The organism is Williamsia herbipolensis, assembly GCF_000964005.1.
In the GTDB taxonomy this organism is placed as follows: Bacteria; Actinomycetota; Actinomycetes; order Mycobacteriales; family Mycobacteriaceae; genus Williamsia_A; species Williamsia_A herbipolensis.
Genome location: NZ_JXYP01000028.1, coordinates 20,994 through 38,394 on the forward strand (window position 1 = coordinate 20,994; position 17,401 = coordinate 38,394).

The following is a 17,401-nucleotide window of genomic DNA, read 5'->3' on the forward strand; positions in this document are numbered from 1 at the left end:
CCATTGGAACAGATACCAGCAACTGTATCTTTGGGCCCGGCGAATGTCTACTGGGTCACATCACGACCGCGCGGCCGGATGGCCGTCGGCGAGCAGAGCGTGCACCCGGCGGACCCGGTCGATCCACCAGTCGCGACGGTGCTGCGCAGCCAACGGGGCGCGTCCGTCGGGCACGACGGTGGGGGTCGCGAGCACTCCCCCGACCGACGGCGGCGTCGCCGCGACGTCGACCTCGAACAGGCTCCCGGTGCCGAGACCGCACGCGGGCGGGGCGGTCGGCAGGGCGGCCGCGGTCGCGATCCCCGCCGAGATCCCGACGGCGGTGTCGAGCGCACTGGAGATCACGATGTCGAGGTCGATCTGTTCGGCGAGCGCCAGTACACGGCGCATGCCCCCGAGGGGCGCCACCTTGAGGACCGCGACATCGGCCGCCCCGGCACGCACCACACGCAGCGGATCCTCGGCACGACGGATGCTCTCGTCGGCCGCTATGCGGGTCGTGACCGCGGCGCGCACGGCGGCCAGTTCCTCGATCGACGCACACGGTTGCTCGACGTACTCGAGCTCACCCAGCGCACGGATCGCGGTGATCGCCTGCGACACCGACCATTTCCCGTTCGCGTCAACCCGGACGGTCGGCACGACCGCGCGCACGGCCTCGATGCGCGCCACCTCGTCGTCGAGGGTGTCACCGGGTTCGGCCACCTTGACCTTGGCCGTCGTCACGCCGGGGTGACGAGCCAGGATCGCCGCCACCTCGTCGGCCGCGACCGCCGGCACGGTCGCGTTGATCGCCACCTCGTCGCGCAATGCAGCGGGAGGACCCTGGTGTGCGGCCTCGATGCCGGCGGCGAGCCACCACGCCGCCTCGGCGTCGTCGTATTCGGTGAACGCACCGAACTCCCCCCAGCCCCGGGGGCCCTCGAACAGCAGGGCCTCGCGCACGGTGATGCCGCGGAACCGTTGCCGCATCGGGAGGGCCACGACGACCGCGGTGTCGAGGATCGCCTCGACCGGGGGGATGTTCACACCGCCCACGCTGCCACATGAGACGAATGCTAGGATTCGTCTCATGAGCGACGGTGTGGCCTCGGCACGCAGTGACTTCGACACACGGATCCGCGAGGCGGAACCGGTGCTCGCCGATGGGGGCGCGCAGTCACCCACTGCGACACGCCTCGGTCCGGACACCCTGATCTGGAAGTTCTACGGCGACATGCGCGGACTGCTGGGTATCCAGCGACTCGCCGGCACCGAGAACTGCATCGAACAGCTCGGACAGGGCGTCGCCGACCACTCGGTGATCTTCGACGACTTCCTCGGTCGGGCACGACGCACCGGACCGCCGATCATGCGCACGGTCTATGCCGCCGACGCACAGCACTGGGGTGCGACGGTGCGTGATTTCCACCGCGACATCAAGGGCACCATCAGCGACGGGTCGCGGTATCACGCGCTCAATCCCGAGTTGTTCTACTGGGCGCACGCGACATTCGTCGATCAGGTGCTCTACGTGACCGACACCTTCATCCGGCGCCTGTCGTACGAGGAGAAGTGCCGGATCTTCGACGAGAGCAAGACCTGGTACGCGCTCTACGGGATCAGCGCCCGCGACCAACCCCAGAATTACGACGAGTTCTGCGCCTACTGGGATCGCATGTGCAAACGATTCGTCCCGCACAAGACGATCGTGTACGCGACCGGCTATCTGCGACAGGGTCTTCCACGACCGCGTCGAGTACCGGCGCCGGTCTGGCGGGTGCTGTCGGTGCCGCTGAACTCCGCACTGCGCACGATCGTCATCGGGACACTGCCGCAGCAGATGCGGGCGGTCTGCCGTCTGGACTGGTCACCCCGTCAGGAACGTCGGTTCCAACGATTCGCCGCGTTCATGCGCGCGATCAACCCCGTCGTGAACCGACTGCCGCAGAAGTGGCTCTACACGCCCTGGGCCCACGAGGCCTGGACCGCGGCCGGTATCGACCCGCGCCCCCTGCACAACCGCGCCGACCACTGACCGACGCGCGCTCGCCGTTCACCCGCACGCCCGGCTCGGTGCGCGTCGGGACATTCGGCGCGCGTTCGCTCATCGGCGCGGTCGGCGCAGACTCATCCCTGCCGGAAGACCGCGAGCTCGTCGGCCCGCGGATCGGTCACGACGGCGTCGGCACCGAGTGACGCGTCGCCGAAGGTCCGCACCGGGCGCGTGTCGCCGACACGGTCCCACCCCGGATCGCCGGTGGTGGCGAACCGCACCCAGGTGGCGTGCATGTCGTCGGCGAGGTCCTGCGGCGGAGTGGGGCCGGTGAGCTGCGCCGATCCGCCGAGGTTGTCGAAGACGAAGGCCAATTCCAGTGCGTGACAGGCGCGCAGATCGCGGACCGGGGTGGGCCACGCGAACTCGTACTGCCAGGCCGACTGGTCTCGCGCCGCAATCGCGTCGACGAGATCGGCTGTGCCGGAACGGAACGAGTAGTCGGTGAACATCGCACACATCACGTCACCGGGCGATTCGTCGGGTCGGTTGCGAGTGTAGGTCGCCACCGCATCGGATCCCACGCCGAGTCGACCGACGATCCCCGGCAGCATCTCAGCGGTCACCACCGCGGCCAGGCCGCTGGGGACGAGGAAGAAGCGCATCTCCTCCCGTGTCGTGCCCGCGAGCACCTCGACACCGCGGCCGGCCCCCGCGCGGATCGCATCGATGGGGAGCGCGGGCAGGATGTCGCCGTCGACGGTCGGGAACATGCTCATCACCCCGAGTCCGCGAGCGACGGTGCTCGCGCCCCACCGGTTCGGGTTCGGGTCGCCGACGAGTGCGAGACCCACCGCGTCCTGCGCCCTCTGCAGGGCGTCGGTGGGCAGGTCGGCGACACCGACGACGGTGGGCGGCAGGCCCAGCGTCTCGGTGAACTCACTCGCGACGAGCCGCGCGTCGCCCAGATCCGACGCCGACACCGCGTTGCCGCTCTGCACGATCGCGCGACGGAACAACCCCTCGGCGTACGGCGACGACAGCAGCGCCGCGATGCTCATCGCGCCCGCCGATTCGCCGAACACGGTGACCTGGTCGGGGTCGCCACCGAAGGCGGCGACGTTGTCGCGCACCCATTCCAGGGCCTTGATCTGATCACGCAGTCCGCGGTTGTCGGGCGCCCCGGCGAGGCTCAGGAACCCCAGCGCCCCGAGCCGGTAGTTGATCCCGACCACCACGACACCGTCGCGGGCGAACGCGGCGCCGTCGTAGGTGGGCAACCGGTGCGTGCCGCGGGTGAACGCACCGCCGTGGATCCACACCATGACCGGCAGTCGACCGGTACCCGGTTCGGGTGTCCACACCGACAGGTTGAGCGATGCGTCGCCGTCGACGATCACGCTGGGCAGCAACTCCGAGGTGGGCGCCGGGTAGGGCCCCTGCGGCGGGGTCGGGCCGTGTTCTGTCGCGGGACGTTCGCCCTCCCAGGGCTCGACCGCGCTCGGCGCCGCGAATCGGGCGGCACCGACCAGCGGCCCCGCGTACGGGATGCCCAGGAAGGCATGCACCTCGGCGTCGCCGGTGCGGACGCGGCGACCCCGCACCACACCTGCCGTCGTGGACACGCGGACACCGGTCATCGTCTCGTCATCGCTCACACGGTCCAGCCTGCCATGCGAGAGTGACCCGATGATCGTCGAACACGCTCTGCTGCAGGTGACACCGGGCCGTGGCGAGGAGTTCCTCGCGGCGTTCGCGGAGGCGAAGTCCATCATCTCTGCCATGCCCGGGTTCTCCGGTCTGCGACTGTCGCGCGGCATCGAGAGCCCCGACACCTACCTGCTCCTCGTCGAGTGGGCCACGCTCGCCGACCACACCGAGGGGTTCCGCGGCTCACCCGAGTACGCGCGGTGGCGCGAACTGCTGCACCACTTCTACGACCCGTTCCCTGAGGTCACTCACTTCGACCCCGTCGTCGCGGTCTGATCGCGCGACTCGGTGAAGCGCCGGTCGACGCGAGCGAGACGGTAGTAGAGCAGCGCGCCGATCCACACGACGACGAACGTGCCGACGACGAGCTGTCCGATGCGCTCGAGATCGAACGACGCGACCACGTCGAAGACTCCGCCGGCGAGACCGAGTTCGTCGGCCAGCAGCGTGAGGATCTGCAGTGTCCCGACGACGAGGGCGAGGAAGACCGTGAGCCCGGTCATGGTGATGTTGTAGTAGATCTTGCGGGCCGGCGTCACGAACGCCCAGCCGTAGGCCTTCGACATGAACACGCCGTCGATGGTGTCCATCGTGGTCATCCCGGCGGCGAACAACACCGGTAGCGCGATGATCGCCAGCGGCGGGAGCCCGCCGGCGATGGCGGTGGTGCCGGCGATCGCGAGCAGCCCCACCTGGGTGGCGGTGTCGAAGCCCAGCCCGAACAGCAGTCCGAGCGGGTACATCTGCCACGAATGGTTGATCAGCCTGTCGTAGCGTCCCCGGAACAGGCGGTTCATCAGGCCGCGCCGGGCCAGCAGTTCGTCGAGCGACGACTCCGAGAACTGGCCGCGCCGCGCCCGTCGCCACACCCGCACGATGCCCACGAGCACGACGATGTTCAGCGCGGCCACGAGATAGAGGAACGTCCCCGACACCAGCGTCCCGATGATCCCGCCGGGACCGGCGAACGCCTCCCCGACAGCGGTGGCGCGGCTGGCGAGGAAGGCGATGGCCGTGACGAACACGAGGACCACCGTGGAGTGCCCGAGGGAGAAGAACATGCCCACGGCCAGGGGCCGCCTGCCCTTCTGGAGGAGGAAGCGGGTGGTGTCGTCGATGGCGGCGATGTGGTCGGCGTCGAAGGCGTGCCGCATGCCGAGCGTGTAGGCGAGGAGGCCGGCACCGGCGTAGACGAGCCCGCCGTCGGGGCCGGTGAGGTGATGGATCCGCGGGATCGCGTTGTAGTGGGCGAACAGCCCCCACCCGATGAGGTGCAGCACGACGAGCACGCCGAGAAGGGCGAGCAGACGCGGTACCTCGTCACGCGTGAAGCGGCCCACCGATGGCGTGATGACACCCACCTCGGGGCCGTCGACGTCGGAGAGGGTCACGGTTGTCGACACTATTCGACGTCGCCGTCGTCGGCGCGGCGTCGGCCCCGACGCACAAGAACGCCCGACCCCTCGGAAGGGATCGGGCGTTCTCGGTGGTGCGTTCCCGCGCCAGGCGCGGGAGGGTGTCACGTGTCGAGCTGTGTCACTTGTTGATCCGTGACTCAGGTCCGCGCCAGCGGACCTGCCGTCACTTGTTGATCTTGGTGACGCGGCCGGCACCGACGGTGCGGCCACCCTCACGGATCGCGAAGCGCAGGCCCTCGTCCATGGCGACCGGCTGGATCAGCTTGACGCTCATCTCGGTGTTGTCACCGGGCATGACCATCTCGGTGCCCTCGGGCAGGGTCACGACGCCCGTCACGTCGGTCGTACGGAAGTAGAACTGCGGACGGTAGTTGTTGAAGAACGGGGTGTGGCGACCGCCCTCGTCCTTCGACAGGATGTACGCCTGGCCCTCGAACTCGGTGTGCGGGGTGGTGGTACCCGGCTTGATGATGACCTGGCCACGCTCGACGTCCTCGCGCTTGAGGCCACGCAGCAGCAGACCGGCGTTGTCGCCCGCCTCGGCCGAATCGAGCAGCTTGTGGAACATCTCGATACCGGTGACGGTGGTCTTGGTCGACTTCTCGCGGATGCCGACGATCTCGACGTCCTCGTTCACGTTGACCGAGCCACGCTCGACACGACCGGTGACGACGGTGCCACGACCGGTGATCGTGAAGACGTCCTCGACGGGCATGAGGAAGGGCTTCTCGGTCTCGCGGACGGGGTCCGGCACCGAGTCGTCCACGGCCTGCATCAGCTCGGCGATCGACTCGCCCCACTTCTCGTCACCCTCGAGGGCCTTGAGAGCGGAGACCTTCACGACCGGAGCGTCCTCGTCGAAGTCCTGGGCGGCCAGCAGTTCGCGGACCTCCATCTCGACGAGCTCGATGATCTCCTCGTCGTCGACCATGTCGGCCTTGTTCAGCGCGACCAGGATGTAGGGCACGCCGACCTGGCGGGCGAGCAGCACGTGCTCACGCGTCTGGGGCATCGGGCCGTCGGTGGCCGCCACGACCAGGATCGCGCCGTCCATCTGGGCGGCACCGGTGATCATGTTCTTGATGTAGTCGGCGTGACCGGGGGCGTCGACGTGCGCGTAGTGACGCTTCTCGGTCTGGTACTCGACGTGGGAGATGTTGATCGTGATACCACGAGCCTTCTCCTCCGGCGCCTTGTCGATCTGGTCGAACGCGAACGCGGCGTTGAGGTCCGGGTACTTGTCGTGCAGAACCTTGGTGATGGCCGCGGTCAGCGTGGTCTTGCCGTGGTCGACGTGACCGATGGTGCCGATGTTGACGTGCGGCTTGGTCCGCTCGAACTTCGCCTTACCCACTTGATGTCCTCCTGGACTGTCATGCGCCTGAGGCTTTCTCAGCCGCAAAGTTTGTGTTTGATAACTGGTGCGCCGCGACGGGTGTCACGACACGGTGCGAGTGCTCGCGTGTCGCGAACTACTCGCCGGTCGCCTTCGCGATGATCTCCTTCGACACGTTCGCGGGAACCTCCGCGTACGAATCGAACACCATGGAGTAGTTCGCCCGGCCCTGGGTCTTCGACCGGAGGTCTCCGATGTAGCCGAACATCTCCGACAGCGGGACCTGCGCCTTGACGACACGGGCACCGCTGCGCTCCTCCATGGCCTGGATCTGGCCACGGCGCGAGTTGAGGTCGCCGATCACGTCACCCATGTAGTCCTCGGGTGTGATGACCTCGACGGCCATCAGCGGTTCGAGGATCACGGGGCCGGCCATGCGGGCGGCCTCCTTGAGTGCCTGCGAACCGGCGATCTTGAACGCCATCTCCGAGGAGTCGACGTCGTGGTACTGGCCGTCGAGAAGCGTGAACTTCAGGTTGACCAGCGGGTAGCCGGCCAGCACGCCGTACTGCATGGCGTCCTGGGCTCCGGCGTCGACCGACGGGATGTACTCGCGGGGCACGCGACCACCGGTGACGGCGTTGACGAACTCGTAGGTCGCACCGTCCTCGGCGTCGACCAGCGGCTCGAGCTTGACGATGACCTTCGCGAACTGGCCCGATCCACCCGTCTGCTTCTTGTGGGTGAAATCGTGCTTCTCGACGGTCTTGCGGATCGTCTCGCGGTAGGCCACCTGCGGCTTGCCGACATTGGCCTCGACCTTGAACTCCCGCTTCATGCGGTCGACCAGGATGTCGAGGTGGAGCTCGCCCATGCCGCCGATGACGGTCTGGCCGGTGTCCTCGTCGAGCTTGACCGAGAAGGTCGGGTCCTCTTCGGCGAGCTTCTGGATCGCGGTGCCCAGCTTCTCCTGGTCGGACTTGGTCTTGGGCTCGATCGAGACCTGGATGACCGGGTCCGGGAAGCTCATCGACTCCAGGATCACCTGATCCTGCGGATCGCACAGGGTGTCACCGGTGGTGGTGTCCTTCAGTCCGATCACGGCGTAGATGTGTCCGGCGGACGCGGTCGGGACCGCGTTCTCCTTGTTGGAGTGCATCTGGAAGAGCTTGCCCAGACGCTCCTTCTTGCCCTTGGTCGAGTTGATGACCTGGGCACCGGAGTCGACCTTGCCCGAGTACACCCGGACGTAGGTCAGCTTGCCGAAGAAGGGGTGCGTGGCGATCTTGAACGCCAGCGCCGCGAACGGCTCGTCCGACGACGGCTTGCGGGTGAGGAGCTTCTCCTCGTCGCCCACGGCGTGGCCGGTGACCGACTCGACGTCGAGAGGCGACGGGAGGTAGTCGATGACCGCGTCGAGCATGGGCTGCACGCCCTTGTTCTTGAACGCCGAGCCACACAGCACCGGGTAGATCTCGGAGTTGACCGTCATCTTGCGGATGGCGCCCTTGATCTCCTCGATCGTCAGCGGCTCGCCGCCGAAGTGCTTCTCGAGAAGCTCCTCGTCGGACTCGGCCACCGTCTCGAGCAGCTCCTCGCGGTACTGCTCGGCCCGCTCGACCAGGTCGGCCGGGATGTCCTGGGTGTCGTACTTCTCGCCCAGCTTGGTCTCGCCCGACCAGACCTTCGCCTTCATCTCGACCAGGTCGACGATGCCCTCGAAGTCGTTCTCGGCACCGATGGGCAGCTGGATGACCAGCGGCTTGGCGCCGAGGCGGTCCTTGATGGTCTGCACCGTGAAGTAGAAGTCGGCGCCGAGCTTGTCCATCTTGTTGACGAAGCAGATACGCGGCACGTCGTACTTGTCGGCCTGACGCCACACCTGCTCGGACTGCGGCTCGACACCCTCTTTGCCGTCGAACACCGCGACCGCGCCGTCGAGGACGCGCAGCGAGCGCTCGACCTCGACGGTGAAGTCGACGTGGCCCGGGGTGTCGATGATGTTGATCTGGTTGTCGTTCCAGAAGCAGGTGGTGGCAGCAGAGGTGATCGTGATGCCACGCTCCTGCTCCTGCTCCATCCAGTCCATGGTGGCTGCGCCGTCGTGGACCTCACCGATCTTGTACGAGATACCGGTGTAGAAGAGGATGCGCTCGGTGGTGGTGGTCTTGCCGGCATCGATGTGGGCCATGATGCCGATGTTGCGGACCTTGTTCAGGTCGGTCAGCACGTCCTGTGCCACTTATCTGCCTCGCTCTTTCGCGTAGAAGATGTTGATAGGGATTGTCACCAGCGGTAGTGCGCGAACGCCCGGTTGGCCTCGGCCATCTTGTGGGTGTCCTCGCGACGCTTGACTGCTGCGCCGAGACCGTTGCTGGCGTCGAGCAGCTCGTTGGCCAGACGCTCGACCATGGTCTTCTCGCGACGCTGCCGGCTGAAGGTGACCAGCCAGCGCAGGGCGAGGGTGTTCGCACGGTTGGGCTTGACCTCGATGGGCACCTGGTAGGTGGCACCACCGACGCGGCGGCTCTTGACCTCGAGCGCGGGCTTCACGTTGTCGAGAGCGCGCTTGAGGGTGATGACCGGATCGGTGCCGGTCTTCTCGCGAGCCTGCTCGAGTGCGCGGTAGACGATGCGCTCCGCGGTCGACTTCTTGCCGTCGAGGAGGATCTTGTTCACCAGCTGGGTGACCAGCGGCGACCCGTAGACCGGGTCGTTGATGAGGGGACGCTTCGGGGCGGGTCCTTTACGTGGCATCAGCCCTTCTCCTTCTTCGCGCCGTACTTGCTGCGTCCCTGCTTGCGGCCCTTGACACCCTGGGTGTCGAGCGAGCCGCGGATGACCTTGTACCGCACACCCGGGAGGTCCTTCACACGACCACCGCGGACGAGCACCATCGAGTGCTCCTGCAGGTTGTGACCCTCACCGGGGATGTAGGCGGTGACCTCGACCGAGCTCGTCAGGCGCACGCGGGCGACCTTGCGGAGCGCGGAGTTCGGCTTCTTGGGGGTGGTGGTGTACACGCGGGTGCACACGCCACGCCGCTGCGGGCTGCCCTTCAGCGCTGCCGTCTTCTGCTTGGCAGGCTTGTCGTGGCGGCCCTTGCGGACCAACTGATTGATTGTTGGCACTGGTTGTTCGTCCTTAGGTTCGGCGGTGTTCGTTGTCCACTGTGGTTGGTGCTCCGGGCAGGTGAACCGGAGATGAACTCCGACGCAACTCCACAGTTCGCCCCACCAGACTCGAAAGCGCTGGTCAGTACTAGTTTGTTCACCCCACTGTCGGGCGTGTCGAATCTGCCGACAGGTGGTGGTCGTGTCACCCGCACACTGCCCTCGCCGGCGGAAACAGACCGGCGATCGATGGCATACGGATCAGCCCGGCTGTTGCCAGGCACCAGCGGTCAACTGTACCGACCGCATCAGGTCAGGTCAAAAACGATCCCCCGACCCCTCCGCGCACGATTCCACCTCGGCGTATGCGCTGTTGGACGTATGTTTCGGACATGTCCGAGATCGTGCGCGCCGAGATCGCCAGCTCGTGGCAGCGGGCGCGTCGGGCGGGGTTGCGTCCCGCCGACTCGGCGACCCTGTTCAGTGTCTCCGAGGTCGACCGGCGCAGTCGACTCCTCGCGGCCGCGACGCCGGTGCTCGACCGGATGGAGAACATGCTCGCCGGCACCGGGTTCTGCGTGCTGCTCGCCGACCGGGACGCCCGCCTGGTCGACATGCGGTTCGGCTCCCACCAGGTCCACGATGTGGTCGCCGAGGTCGGTGTCCAGATCGGGCGGTCGTTCACCGAGGAGACCTCGGGGACCAACTCGATCGCCACGGTGCACGCGCTGCGGTCGCCGATCGCCGTGCGTGGCGGCGAGCACTACATCGACGAACTGAAACGCTTCGGCTGCTACGGCCACCCGCTGCACCACCCGGTGAGCCACCGCATCGAGGGCATCCTCGACATCACTTTCCTGCAGTCCGACGACAACCCGCTGCTGGCTCCCCTGCTCGCGCAGGCCGCCCGCGACATCACCGAGCGCCTGCTCGAGCAGACACAGACCGGCGAGCACCTGCTGCTCCGGCACTTCCAACGCGCCGGCGCACGGCGGCGGGGCGCACCGGTCGTCGCGATCGCCGACGAGATCGTCCTCGAGAACGCCTCGGCGGGCCAGCTGGTCGGTCCGGCGGACCACACCGCCCTGCGGGCCCTCACCGACGGCGCCATGAACCGCCGCGGACACGTCCCCCGCGTGATGCTGAGCTCGGGATATGCGGCGTCGTTGCGGTGGGAGCGTCCCGAGGGCGGTGGCTTCGTCATCGAGATCGACCTCCTCGACGACGGGACCGCGGTGCTCAACGCACTCGACCGCGCGACGCGCGACGCCATCGTCTCCGAACTCGACCGCCACGAGGGCAACAAGCGCGGCACCGCCGAGGCCCTGGGGATGAGTCGCACCACCCTCTACAAGCGGATGCACGAACTCGGCATCGACGGCTGAGCCGACCTGTCCAGAAGTTGGACACCTCACGACAGTGACGCGCGTCACCATGGGCTGCAGAGCGCGCACACGACACCGCCGGTGCGCCGATGAGGAGGGACTTCGACGATGAAGACCAAGGCAGCCGTTCTGTACGACGCGGGCAAACCGTTCGAGATCATCGAGCTCGACCTGGACAAGCCGAAGGAGGGCGAGGTCCTCATCAAGTTCGTCGCCGCGGGCCTGTGCCACTCCGATCTCCACCTCACCGACGGCGACCTCCCGCCGCGCTTCCCGATGGTCGGCGGCCACGAGGGCGCCGGGATCATCGAGGAGGTCGGCGCGGGCGTCACGAAGGTCAAGCCCGGCGACCACGTGGTGTGCAGCTTCATCCCGAACTGCGGGACGTGTCGCTACTGCTCGACCGGACGGCAGTCGCTGTGCGACGTCGGCGCGACCATCCTCGACGGCTGCCTGCCCGACGGCACCTACCGGTTCCACGCCGGCGACGACGATTTCGGCGGCATGTGCATGCTCGGGACGTTCTCCGAACGCGCGGTCATCTCGCAGTACTCGGTGGTGAAGGTCGACGACTGGCTGCCCCTGGACAAGGCCGTCCTCGTCGGATGCGGCGTGCCCACCGGCTGGGGGTCGGTCGTCTACGCGGGCAACGTGCGCGCCGGCGACACCGTCGTCATCTACGGCATCGGCGGCATCGGCATCAACTCGGTGCAGGGTGCCGTGCACGCCGGAGCCAAGTACGTCGTGGTGGTCGACCCCATCGCGTTCAAACGCGAGACGGCCACGAAATTCGGTGCGACGCACACCTTCGCCGATCCCGCCGAGGCGCAGGAGAAGATCACCGAACTCACCTGGGGTCAGGGTGCCGACTGCGCGATCGTCACCGTCGGCACCGTCGAGGAGGACGTCGTGTCGGCGGCCATCGGCGCGGTCGGCAAGGGCGGCACGGTCGTCCTGACCGGGTTGTCGAGTCCCGAGAAGTTCACGGTGCACTGGCCCGGGATCGACCTCACCCTCAACGAGAAGACGATCAAGGGGTCGCTGTTCGGGTCGGCCAACCCGCAGTACGACATCGTGCGGCTGCTGCGCCTCTACGACGCCGGTCAGCTCAAACTCGACGAGCTGGTGACCTCGACCTACACGCTGGAGCAGGTCAACGAGGGCTATCAGGATCTGCGCGACGGCAAGAACATCCGCGGGGTCATCCTGCACGACAGCTAGACCGCGACCACTCGATCCCCCCGCGGGGTTGTGTGCCCCGGGACCACCCACGGGTTCCGGGGCACATTCCTGACACCTGTCCAGACACCGTTATTGACACCTGTGCGGATCAGCGGTTCCATGGCGGTGTGACCTACGACACGATCATCCGCCGCGGCCGGTGGTTCGACGGGACCGGTGGCCCCTCCGGCGTCCGTGACATCGGCATCAGCGACGGTCGGGTCGCGGCGATCAGCACCGACCCGCTCGACGATCCGGGTTGTCCGCATGTCGTCGACGCCGAGGGGCGGTGGGTGTTGCCCGGGATGGTCGACATCCACACCCACTACGACGTGGAGATTCTCGACGGTCCGGCGCTGTCGGAGTCGCTGAGGCACGGTGTCACCACGATCATGGTCGGTTCGTGTTCGCTGTCGACGATCCACGTCGACGCGACCGATGCGGGCGACCTGTTCGGACGCGTCGAGGCGATACCCCGGGAGCACGTCATCGGCGCGGTCGACAGACACAAGACCTGGTCGACCTGCGAGGAGTACATCGCCGCGCTCGAGGCACGTCCGCTCGGGCCGAATGTCGCGGCGTTCATAGGCCACTCCGACATGCGTGCGGCGACGATGGGCCTCGACCGCGCGACCCGGAACCGTCAGCGGCCCACCGGCGCGGAACAACGCCAGATGGAACGGTGGCTGGAGGAGGCACTCGACGCCGGGTTCGTCGGCATGTCGTCGCAGCAACTGCTGTTCGACAAGCTCGACGGGGAGATCTGCCGGTCGCGAACGTTGCCGTCGACCTACGCCGGACCCCGCGAGCTGCGGCGGCTGAAGTCGGCACTGCGCAGGCGCGGCCGCGTGCTGCAGTCGGGCCCGGACCTGACCCACCCGCTCGATGTCGCCTCCCAGCTGGTGCAGTCCCTGGGCATCGGCCGCAGACCCCTCAAGACCAGCCTCCTCTCCGCTGCCGACATCAAGGCCAACCCGCAGGCGATCCGGATCATCGGCCCGCTCGCCCGGCTGATCAACCGCCTCGGCGGCAACTTCCGCTGGCAGCATCTGCCGGTACCGTTCGAGGTCTACGCCGACGGCATCGATCTCGTCATCTTCGAGGAATTCGGTTCCGGCGCAGCCGCTCTGCACCTCAGCGACGAGATGGCACGCAACGAGTTGTTGCGGGACGAGGGCTACCGCCGCCGGTTCCGCGAGGACTACGAGAGCAGGTTCGGCACCCGCGTGTGGCACCGCGACTTCTTCGACGCCGAGATCGTCGAGTGCCCGGATCCCGCGGTGATCGGGAAGTCGTTCGGACAGGTCGGACTCGACCGCGGCGGGATCCATCCCGTCGACGCGTTCCTCGACCTGGCCCTCGAACACGGGAAGGCGCTGCGCTGGCGGACGACGATCTCCAACCACCGTCCAGAACTGCTGAAGAAGATGGCCGCCGAACCTGGCATCCAGATGGGCTTCTCCGACGCCGGCGCGCATCTGCGCAACATGGCGTTCTACAACTTCGGACTCCGGCTGCTGCGCCACGTGCGTGACGCACAGGCCGCGGGGACACCGTTCCTGTCGATGGAGCAGGCGGTCCATCGACTCACCGGAGAGCTCGCCGACTGGTATCGCATCGACGCCGGGCACCTCCGGATCGGGGATCGCGCCGACCTGATGGTTCTCGACCCGACCCGACTCGACGAGTCCCTCGACTCCTACCACGAGGATCCCGTCGAGCAGTTCGGTGGACTGTCACGCATGGTCAACCGCAACGACCCGACTGTCGAGGCCGTGTTCGTGGCGGGCGAACCGGTCTTCGTCGACGGTGCAGCGACCGATGTCGTCGGTCGACGTCGGACCGGTCGCTTCCTCCGCGCCGACGCCACGCCGGCGCGCGCCTCCTCGACGAAAGTGGTGACGAATGTCGGTTGACGACACCGTGCTGGGTCTGTGGAACGCGCTGTCGCAGCGGGATTGGGACGGCGTGAAGACGTTCCTCTCCGATGACTGCATCTACATCGACATGCCCGTGGGCCCGACACTCGCCGCGCGCGGCCCCGACGACATCGTCAAGCGGCTCAAGGTCGGCCTCGAGTCGCTGGCGACGTACGAGAACCACCCCGGACTGCTCGTCAGCAATGGCGCGGACGTGATGTTCGAGCACTCGGAGTCGTGGGCGTGGACCACCGGCGAGACCGCCGAACTGCCGTTCGTGTCGGTGCACCGGGTCGTCGACGGCCGGGTGTCGCTGTGGAAGGACTACTGGGACTTCAACGCCATCCTCGGCAGCGCACCCTCGTCGTGGATGGACGACTTCGCCGACGCCGACGTCTCCTGGGTGTTCGATGCCACCGACCACATCCGCGCTTAGAGTCGGGTGATGGCACCCACCCCGCTCGTTCCCGGCCCCGATCACCCCATCACCGTCGAGCCCACCGGTCACCATGTGACCGTGAGTGTCGACGGGAGGCGGATCGCCGCGTCCGACAGCGCGCTCACATTGCGCGAGGCGAGCTACCCACCCGTGCAGTACATCCCGATCGCCGACGTGGATCCGGAGGTGCTGCGGGCATCGGACGCGCACACCCACTGCCCCTACAAGGGTGACGCCTCGTACTACGACATCGTCGTCGACGGCACCGAGCGATCCGACTCCGTCTGGGTCTACCGCGAGCCCTATCCGGCCGTGGCCGACATCGTCGACCACGTCGCGTTCTACGCCGATCGCGTGACCATCACCGTCGGCGTCTGAGCTCGACCCCGTCACCGCGCGGGAAGGTTCGACAGCGCCCCGACGTTCTCCCCACTGTCGCGTCCTCCAGGACGTGGTCTGTGCGTCCGTCGACCAACCGCGGGGGGACCTCCAGTGAGTCAGACGGTCATCGTCGCCGGCACCGACGGGTCGAGTCCGCGCGCCCACCGGGACGCGACATGGTTGGTCGCCGTCTCGGCAGCGCTGTGGGGTCTCGACGGACTGCTGCGCAAGCCCCTCGCCTCCGACCTCGCCGCCGGGACGATCGTGCTGTGGGAACACATCATCCCGATCGTGGTGCTCGCACCGTTCCTGCCGGCCGCGATCCGCGCGTTCGCTCGACTCGGTCTGCGGGACAAGGCCGCGGTGGTGGTCATCGGCATCGGGTCGTCGGCGGTCGCGACGGCGCTGTTCACGCGGGCGTTCACGATCGCCGGGAGCAGCGGCGACTTCATCACCCCGCTCGTCCTGCAGAAGTTGCAGCCCGTCCTCGCGATCGCCCTGGCGGTACTGCTCCTCGGTGAACGCCTGCGCCCGCGCTTCGCGCTCTACGCGGTGCCCGCCCTCGTCGGCGCCTGGCTGCTCTCGTTCGCCGACCCACTGCACCTGAGCGTGTCCGAGCTCGAGCCGGCACTCCTGGCGCTGGGCGCCGCCGCCCTGTGGGCGGTCGGGACGGTCCTCGGGCGGCTCGTGTCGCCGTCGGTGACACCGCGCGACCTCACCACCCTGCGACTCGGCTTCGGCACGGTCGGGGCGTTCGGCGTCGTCGGCGTCACCGGTGCGCCCGTGCTGCCTGCGTGGGGCGATGCGGTCGGTCTGGTCCTCCTGGCTCTCATCCCCGGTCTGCTCGCGCTCACGCTGTACTACCGGGCGTTGCGGTCGACCCCGGCGTCGCGAGCGACGCTCGGCGAGCTCGCCTTCCCGGCCACCGCCGCCGTGATCGGGGTGCTGGTGCTGGGCACCAGCCTGGCGTGGTCGCAGTGGCTGGGGCTGGCGATCGTCGCCGTGACGGTCACCGCGATGGGCGTCCGCGAGGCCCGCGCCCGACACCGCGGGCCCGCAACCGTCGACCGGTGAATCAGGTCGGATCCGGACCGGTGCGTGCGCGCCACACCGAGATCGAATTCCCCTCCGCGCGAACGATGTCACCGCCGGAACCCGAGACCGAGGTCAGGCTGATCGCGCCCGGGGACGGCGATCGCGACACCACCGACCACACGATCCGACCGCTGACCGCGTCGATCGAGTGCATCCCGGTGGTGTCGCCGAAGACGAAGAAACGCCCGTCGGTGATCCCGGACCGGACGGAGAAGGCAACCGGCAACGGAGTGGTCCACATCCGACGGCCGGTGCGGGTGTCGAGACCGATCAGGTTCCCGTCCAGCGACGCCGCGATCAGCGTGGAGCCGACGACGGCCGGGCTGATGCCGCCGTCCTGCTTGCCCCAGTCGAGCACCGGATCACGCCAGAGCAGGGCACCGGTGCGCGGGTCGAACACCCCGTTCCCCATCACCACAGGGGCGAAATCCGTTGCCGTCACCTGGGGTTGGAAGGAGCCGTCGGGAAGGCTCAGGCGCTGGGTCACGACGGGCGCGCCGGTGTCGCCGAGCAGCCGTTCGATCCCCTGGGGATAGGTCTCCGAGCGGAACAGTGTGTCGCCGAGCGCGGTGACGATGCCGTCGGCGGCAAAGCGCCGCACCCCGGTGTCGAGGGAGTACACCGCCGAGGCGAACCCGATGTCCTGACCGGCCGTGGCGCGGACGATGACGACGTCCCGGTCGGGCACCACGTCGCTGATCGACGCCCCCGGTGTGGCATCGGCGATGGTCCGGGTGCTCGCGACCGGCGCGCCGACAGTGCCCGTGGCCAGGACCATCGATGCCGCGAATCCGGTCCCCCGGGTGCCGCTCACATAGGTCGCGTCGCCGGCCACCGTCACACTCGCGACCGTGAAGTCCGTTGTCGCAGAGCCCCGTACGTCACCGGTCGCGGTGTCGACGATGGTCACCTTCGTCGGCGACCAGCAGGCGATCGACTCCGTGACGGGATCGTCGGTGCAGTTCGCCACCGGTCCGACGGGGCGCCTCCAGATCGGATGCCCGTCGGCGCGATCGATCCCCACGAGCGTGACGTCGGCGATCTCGTTGAACGCTCGCGGTCGACCCACCGCCGCGATCAGGTTGTCGTCCGTGTCGACGAGGACCCCGTACCCGTTGGTGTCGGTGCCCGGGTTCGCCACTGAGAGGAGAACCTCACCCGGCCCGGTCGCCACGCGCGCGGTGTCGAGCGTCCAGAGTGGGGTCGGTCGGACGCCGAGTCCGAGCGAGCGCATCGCCTTCGCCTCACGGCGCTCGTCATAGTGATGGCCGACCACGTAACTGGTCACGCCGGAGGCGACGGTGGCCAGTGCGACGAGGGAGATCACGAGGATGCGTTTCGTACGCACGGACAGTGTCGCCATGTCGGTGAACCTAGCCGGTGAAAATCGATTGCCCGCCCGCGGTCGG

16 protein-coding genes are annotated in these 17,401 nt (G+C 67.9%); 8 read left to right on the plus strand and 8 right to left on the minus strand.

Translation table 11 applies throughout. The features are described 5' to 3' along the window. Nucleotides 1–60: 60 nt before the first annotated feature. On the minus strand, nucleotides 61–972 hold the full coding sequence (locus TU34_RS15150; protein WP_420835191.1) for an o-succinylbenzoate synthase: 912 nt from the start codon (nucleotides 970–972) through the stop codon (nucleotides 61–63). A 100-nt stretch (nucleotides 973–1,072) separates the two neighbouring features. Here TU34_RS15150 and TU34_RS15155 point away from each other — a divergent pair, with 100 nt between their 5' ends. Further along, nucleotides 1,073–2,017 (plus strand): oxygenase MpaB family protein, encoded by a 945-nt coding sequence (locus TU34_RS15155; RefSeq protein WP_045823743.1) that lies wholly within the window; start codon nucleotides 1,073–1,075, stop codon nucleotides 2,015–2,017. 92 nt (nucleotides 2,018–2,109) lie between these two features. On the opposite strand, the gene TU34_RS15160 is transcribed toward TU34_RS15155, so the two are convergent. After that, nucleotides 2,110–3,615, minus strand: coding sequence for a carboxylesterase/lipase family protein (locus TU34_RS15160; protein ID WP_045823823.1), 1,506 nt, complete (start codon nucleotides 3,613–3,615; stop codon nucleotides 2,110–2,112). Between the two features lie 49 nt (nucleotides 3,616–3,664). Between TU34_RS15160 and TU34_RS15165 the strand changes: the two genes are divergently transcribed. Continuing rightward, the gene (locus tag TU34_RS15165) at nucleotides 3,665–3,961 is read left to right on the plus strand and encodes an antibiotic biosynthesis monooxygenase family protein (protein WP_045823744.1); all 297 of its coding nucleotides are present in this window, start codon (nucleotides 3,665–3,667) and stop codon (nucleotides 3,959–3,961) included. On the opposite strand, the gene nicT is transcribed toward TU34_RS15165, so the two are convergent. From nicT to rpsL, 5 genes are all read right to left on the minus strand, one after another. Then, entirely contained in the window at nucleotides 3,934–5,076 is a 1,143-nt protein-coding gene (gene nicT / locus TU34_RS15170) for a Nickel transporter NicT (RefSeq protein ID WP_238981334.1), read from the minus strand. The two genes, TU34_RS15165 and nicT, sit on opposite strands and share 28 nt — an antisense overlap. Before the next feature lie 190 nt (nucleotides 5,077–5,266). Beyond that, a complete protein-coding gene (tuf, locus tag TU34_RS15175; RefSeq protein ID WP_045823745.1) occupies nucleotides 5,267–6,457 on the minus strand; it encodes an elongation factor Tu in 1,191 nt (396 codons plus the stop codon). A gap of 118 nt (nucleotides 6,458–6,575) precedes the next feature. After that, complete coding sequence (gene fusA, locus TU34_RS15180) at nucleotides 6,576–8,681, minus strand: elongation factor G (protein WP_045823746.1); 2,106 nt, start codon at nucleotides 8,679–8,681, stop codon at nucleotides 6,576–6,578. Nucleotides 8,682–8,725: 44 nt separating this feature from the next. Beyond that, nucleotides 8,726–9,196, minus strand: a complete 471-nt coding sequence (gene rpsG / locus TU34_RS15185) for a 30S ribosomal protein S7 (protein ID WP_045823747.1) — start codon at nucleotides 9,194–9,196, stop codon at nucleotides 8,726–8,728. After that, complete coding sequence (rpsL, locus tag TU34_RS15190; protein ID WP_045823748.1) at nucleotides 9,196–9,570, minus strand: 30S ribosomal protein S12; 375 nt, start codon at nucleotides 9,568–9,570, stop codon at nucleotides 9,196–9,198. Before rpsL ends, rpsG begins: the two co-directional genes overlap by 1 nt. A 374-nt stretch (nucleotides 9,571–9,944) precedes the next feature. On the opposite strand from rpsL, the gene TU34_RS15195 reads away from it, so the two are divergent. The 6 genes from TU34_RS15195 to TU34_RS15220 all read left to right on the plus strand — a co-directional run bounded on the left by TU34_RS15195 (nucleotide 9,945) and on the right by TU34_RS15220 (nucleotide 15,971). Next, nucleotides 9,945–10,937 carry a helix-turn-helix domain-containing protein gene (locus tag TU34_RS15195; RefSeq protein WP_052688962.1) on the plus strand — a complete coding sequence of 331 codons (993 nt, stop codon included), beginning with the start codon at nucleotides 9,945–9,947 and terminating at the stop codon, nucleotides 10,935–10,937. A gap of 108 nt (nucleotides 10,938–11,045) precedes the next feature. Next, entirely contained in the window at nucleotides 11,046–12,158 is a 1,113-nt protein-coding gene (locus TU34_RS15200) for an NDMA-dependent alcohol dehydrogenase (protein ID WP_045823749.1), read from the plus strand. A 128-nt stretch (nucleotides 12,159–12,286) separates the two neighbouring features. Beyond that, nucleotides 12,287–14,074 carry an N-acyl-D-amino-acid deacylase family protein gene (locus TU34_RS15205; RefSeq protein ID WP_045823750.1) on the plus strand — a complete coding sequence of 596 codons (1,788 nt, stop codon included), beginning with the start codon at nucleotides 12,287–12,289 and terminating at the stop codon, nucleotides 14,072–14,074. After that, nucleotides 14,064–14,513, plus strand: a complete 450-nt coding sequence (locus tag TU34_RS15210) for a nuclear transport factor 2 family protein (RefSeq protein WP_045823751.1) — start codon at nucleotides 14,064–14,066, stop codon at nucleotides 14,511–14,513. Before TU34_RS15205 ends, TU34_RS15210 begins: the two co-directional genes overlap by 11 nt. A 9-nt stretch (nucleotides 14,514–14,522) precedes the next feature. Then, entirely contained in the window at nucleotides 14,523–14,894 is a 372-nt protein-coding gene (locus TU34_RS15215) for a DUF427 domain-containing protein (protein WP_045823752.1), read from the plus strand. Nucleotides 14,895–15,008: 114 nt separating this feature from the next. Further along, on the plus strand, nucleotides 15,009–15,971 hold the full coding sequence (locus TU34_RS15220) for a DMT family transporter (protein WP_203225472.1): 963 nt from the start codon (nucleotides 15,009–15,011) through the stop codon (nucleotides 15,969–15,971). Nucleotide 15,972: 1 nt separating this feature from the next. Here the strand turns inward: TU34_RS15220 and TU34_RS15225 are convergent, their stop codons facing one another. Continuing rightward, the gene (locus TU34_RS15225) at nucleotides 15,973–17,355 is read right to left on the minus strand and encodes an outer membrane protein assembly factor BamB family protein (RefSeq protein WP_045823753.1); all 1,383 of its coding nucleotides are present in this window, start codon (nucleotides 17,353–17,355) and stop codon (nucleotides 15,973–15,975) included. Between the last annotated feature and the right edge of the window lie 46 nt (nucleotides 17,356–17,401).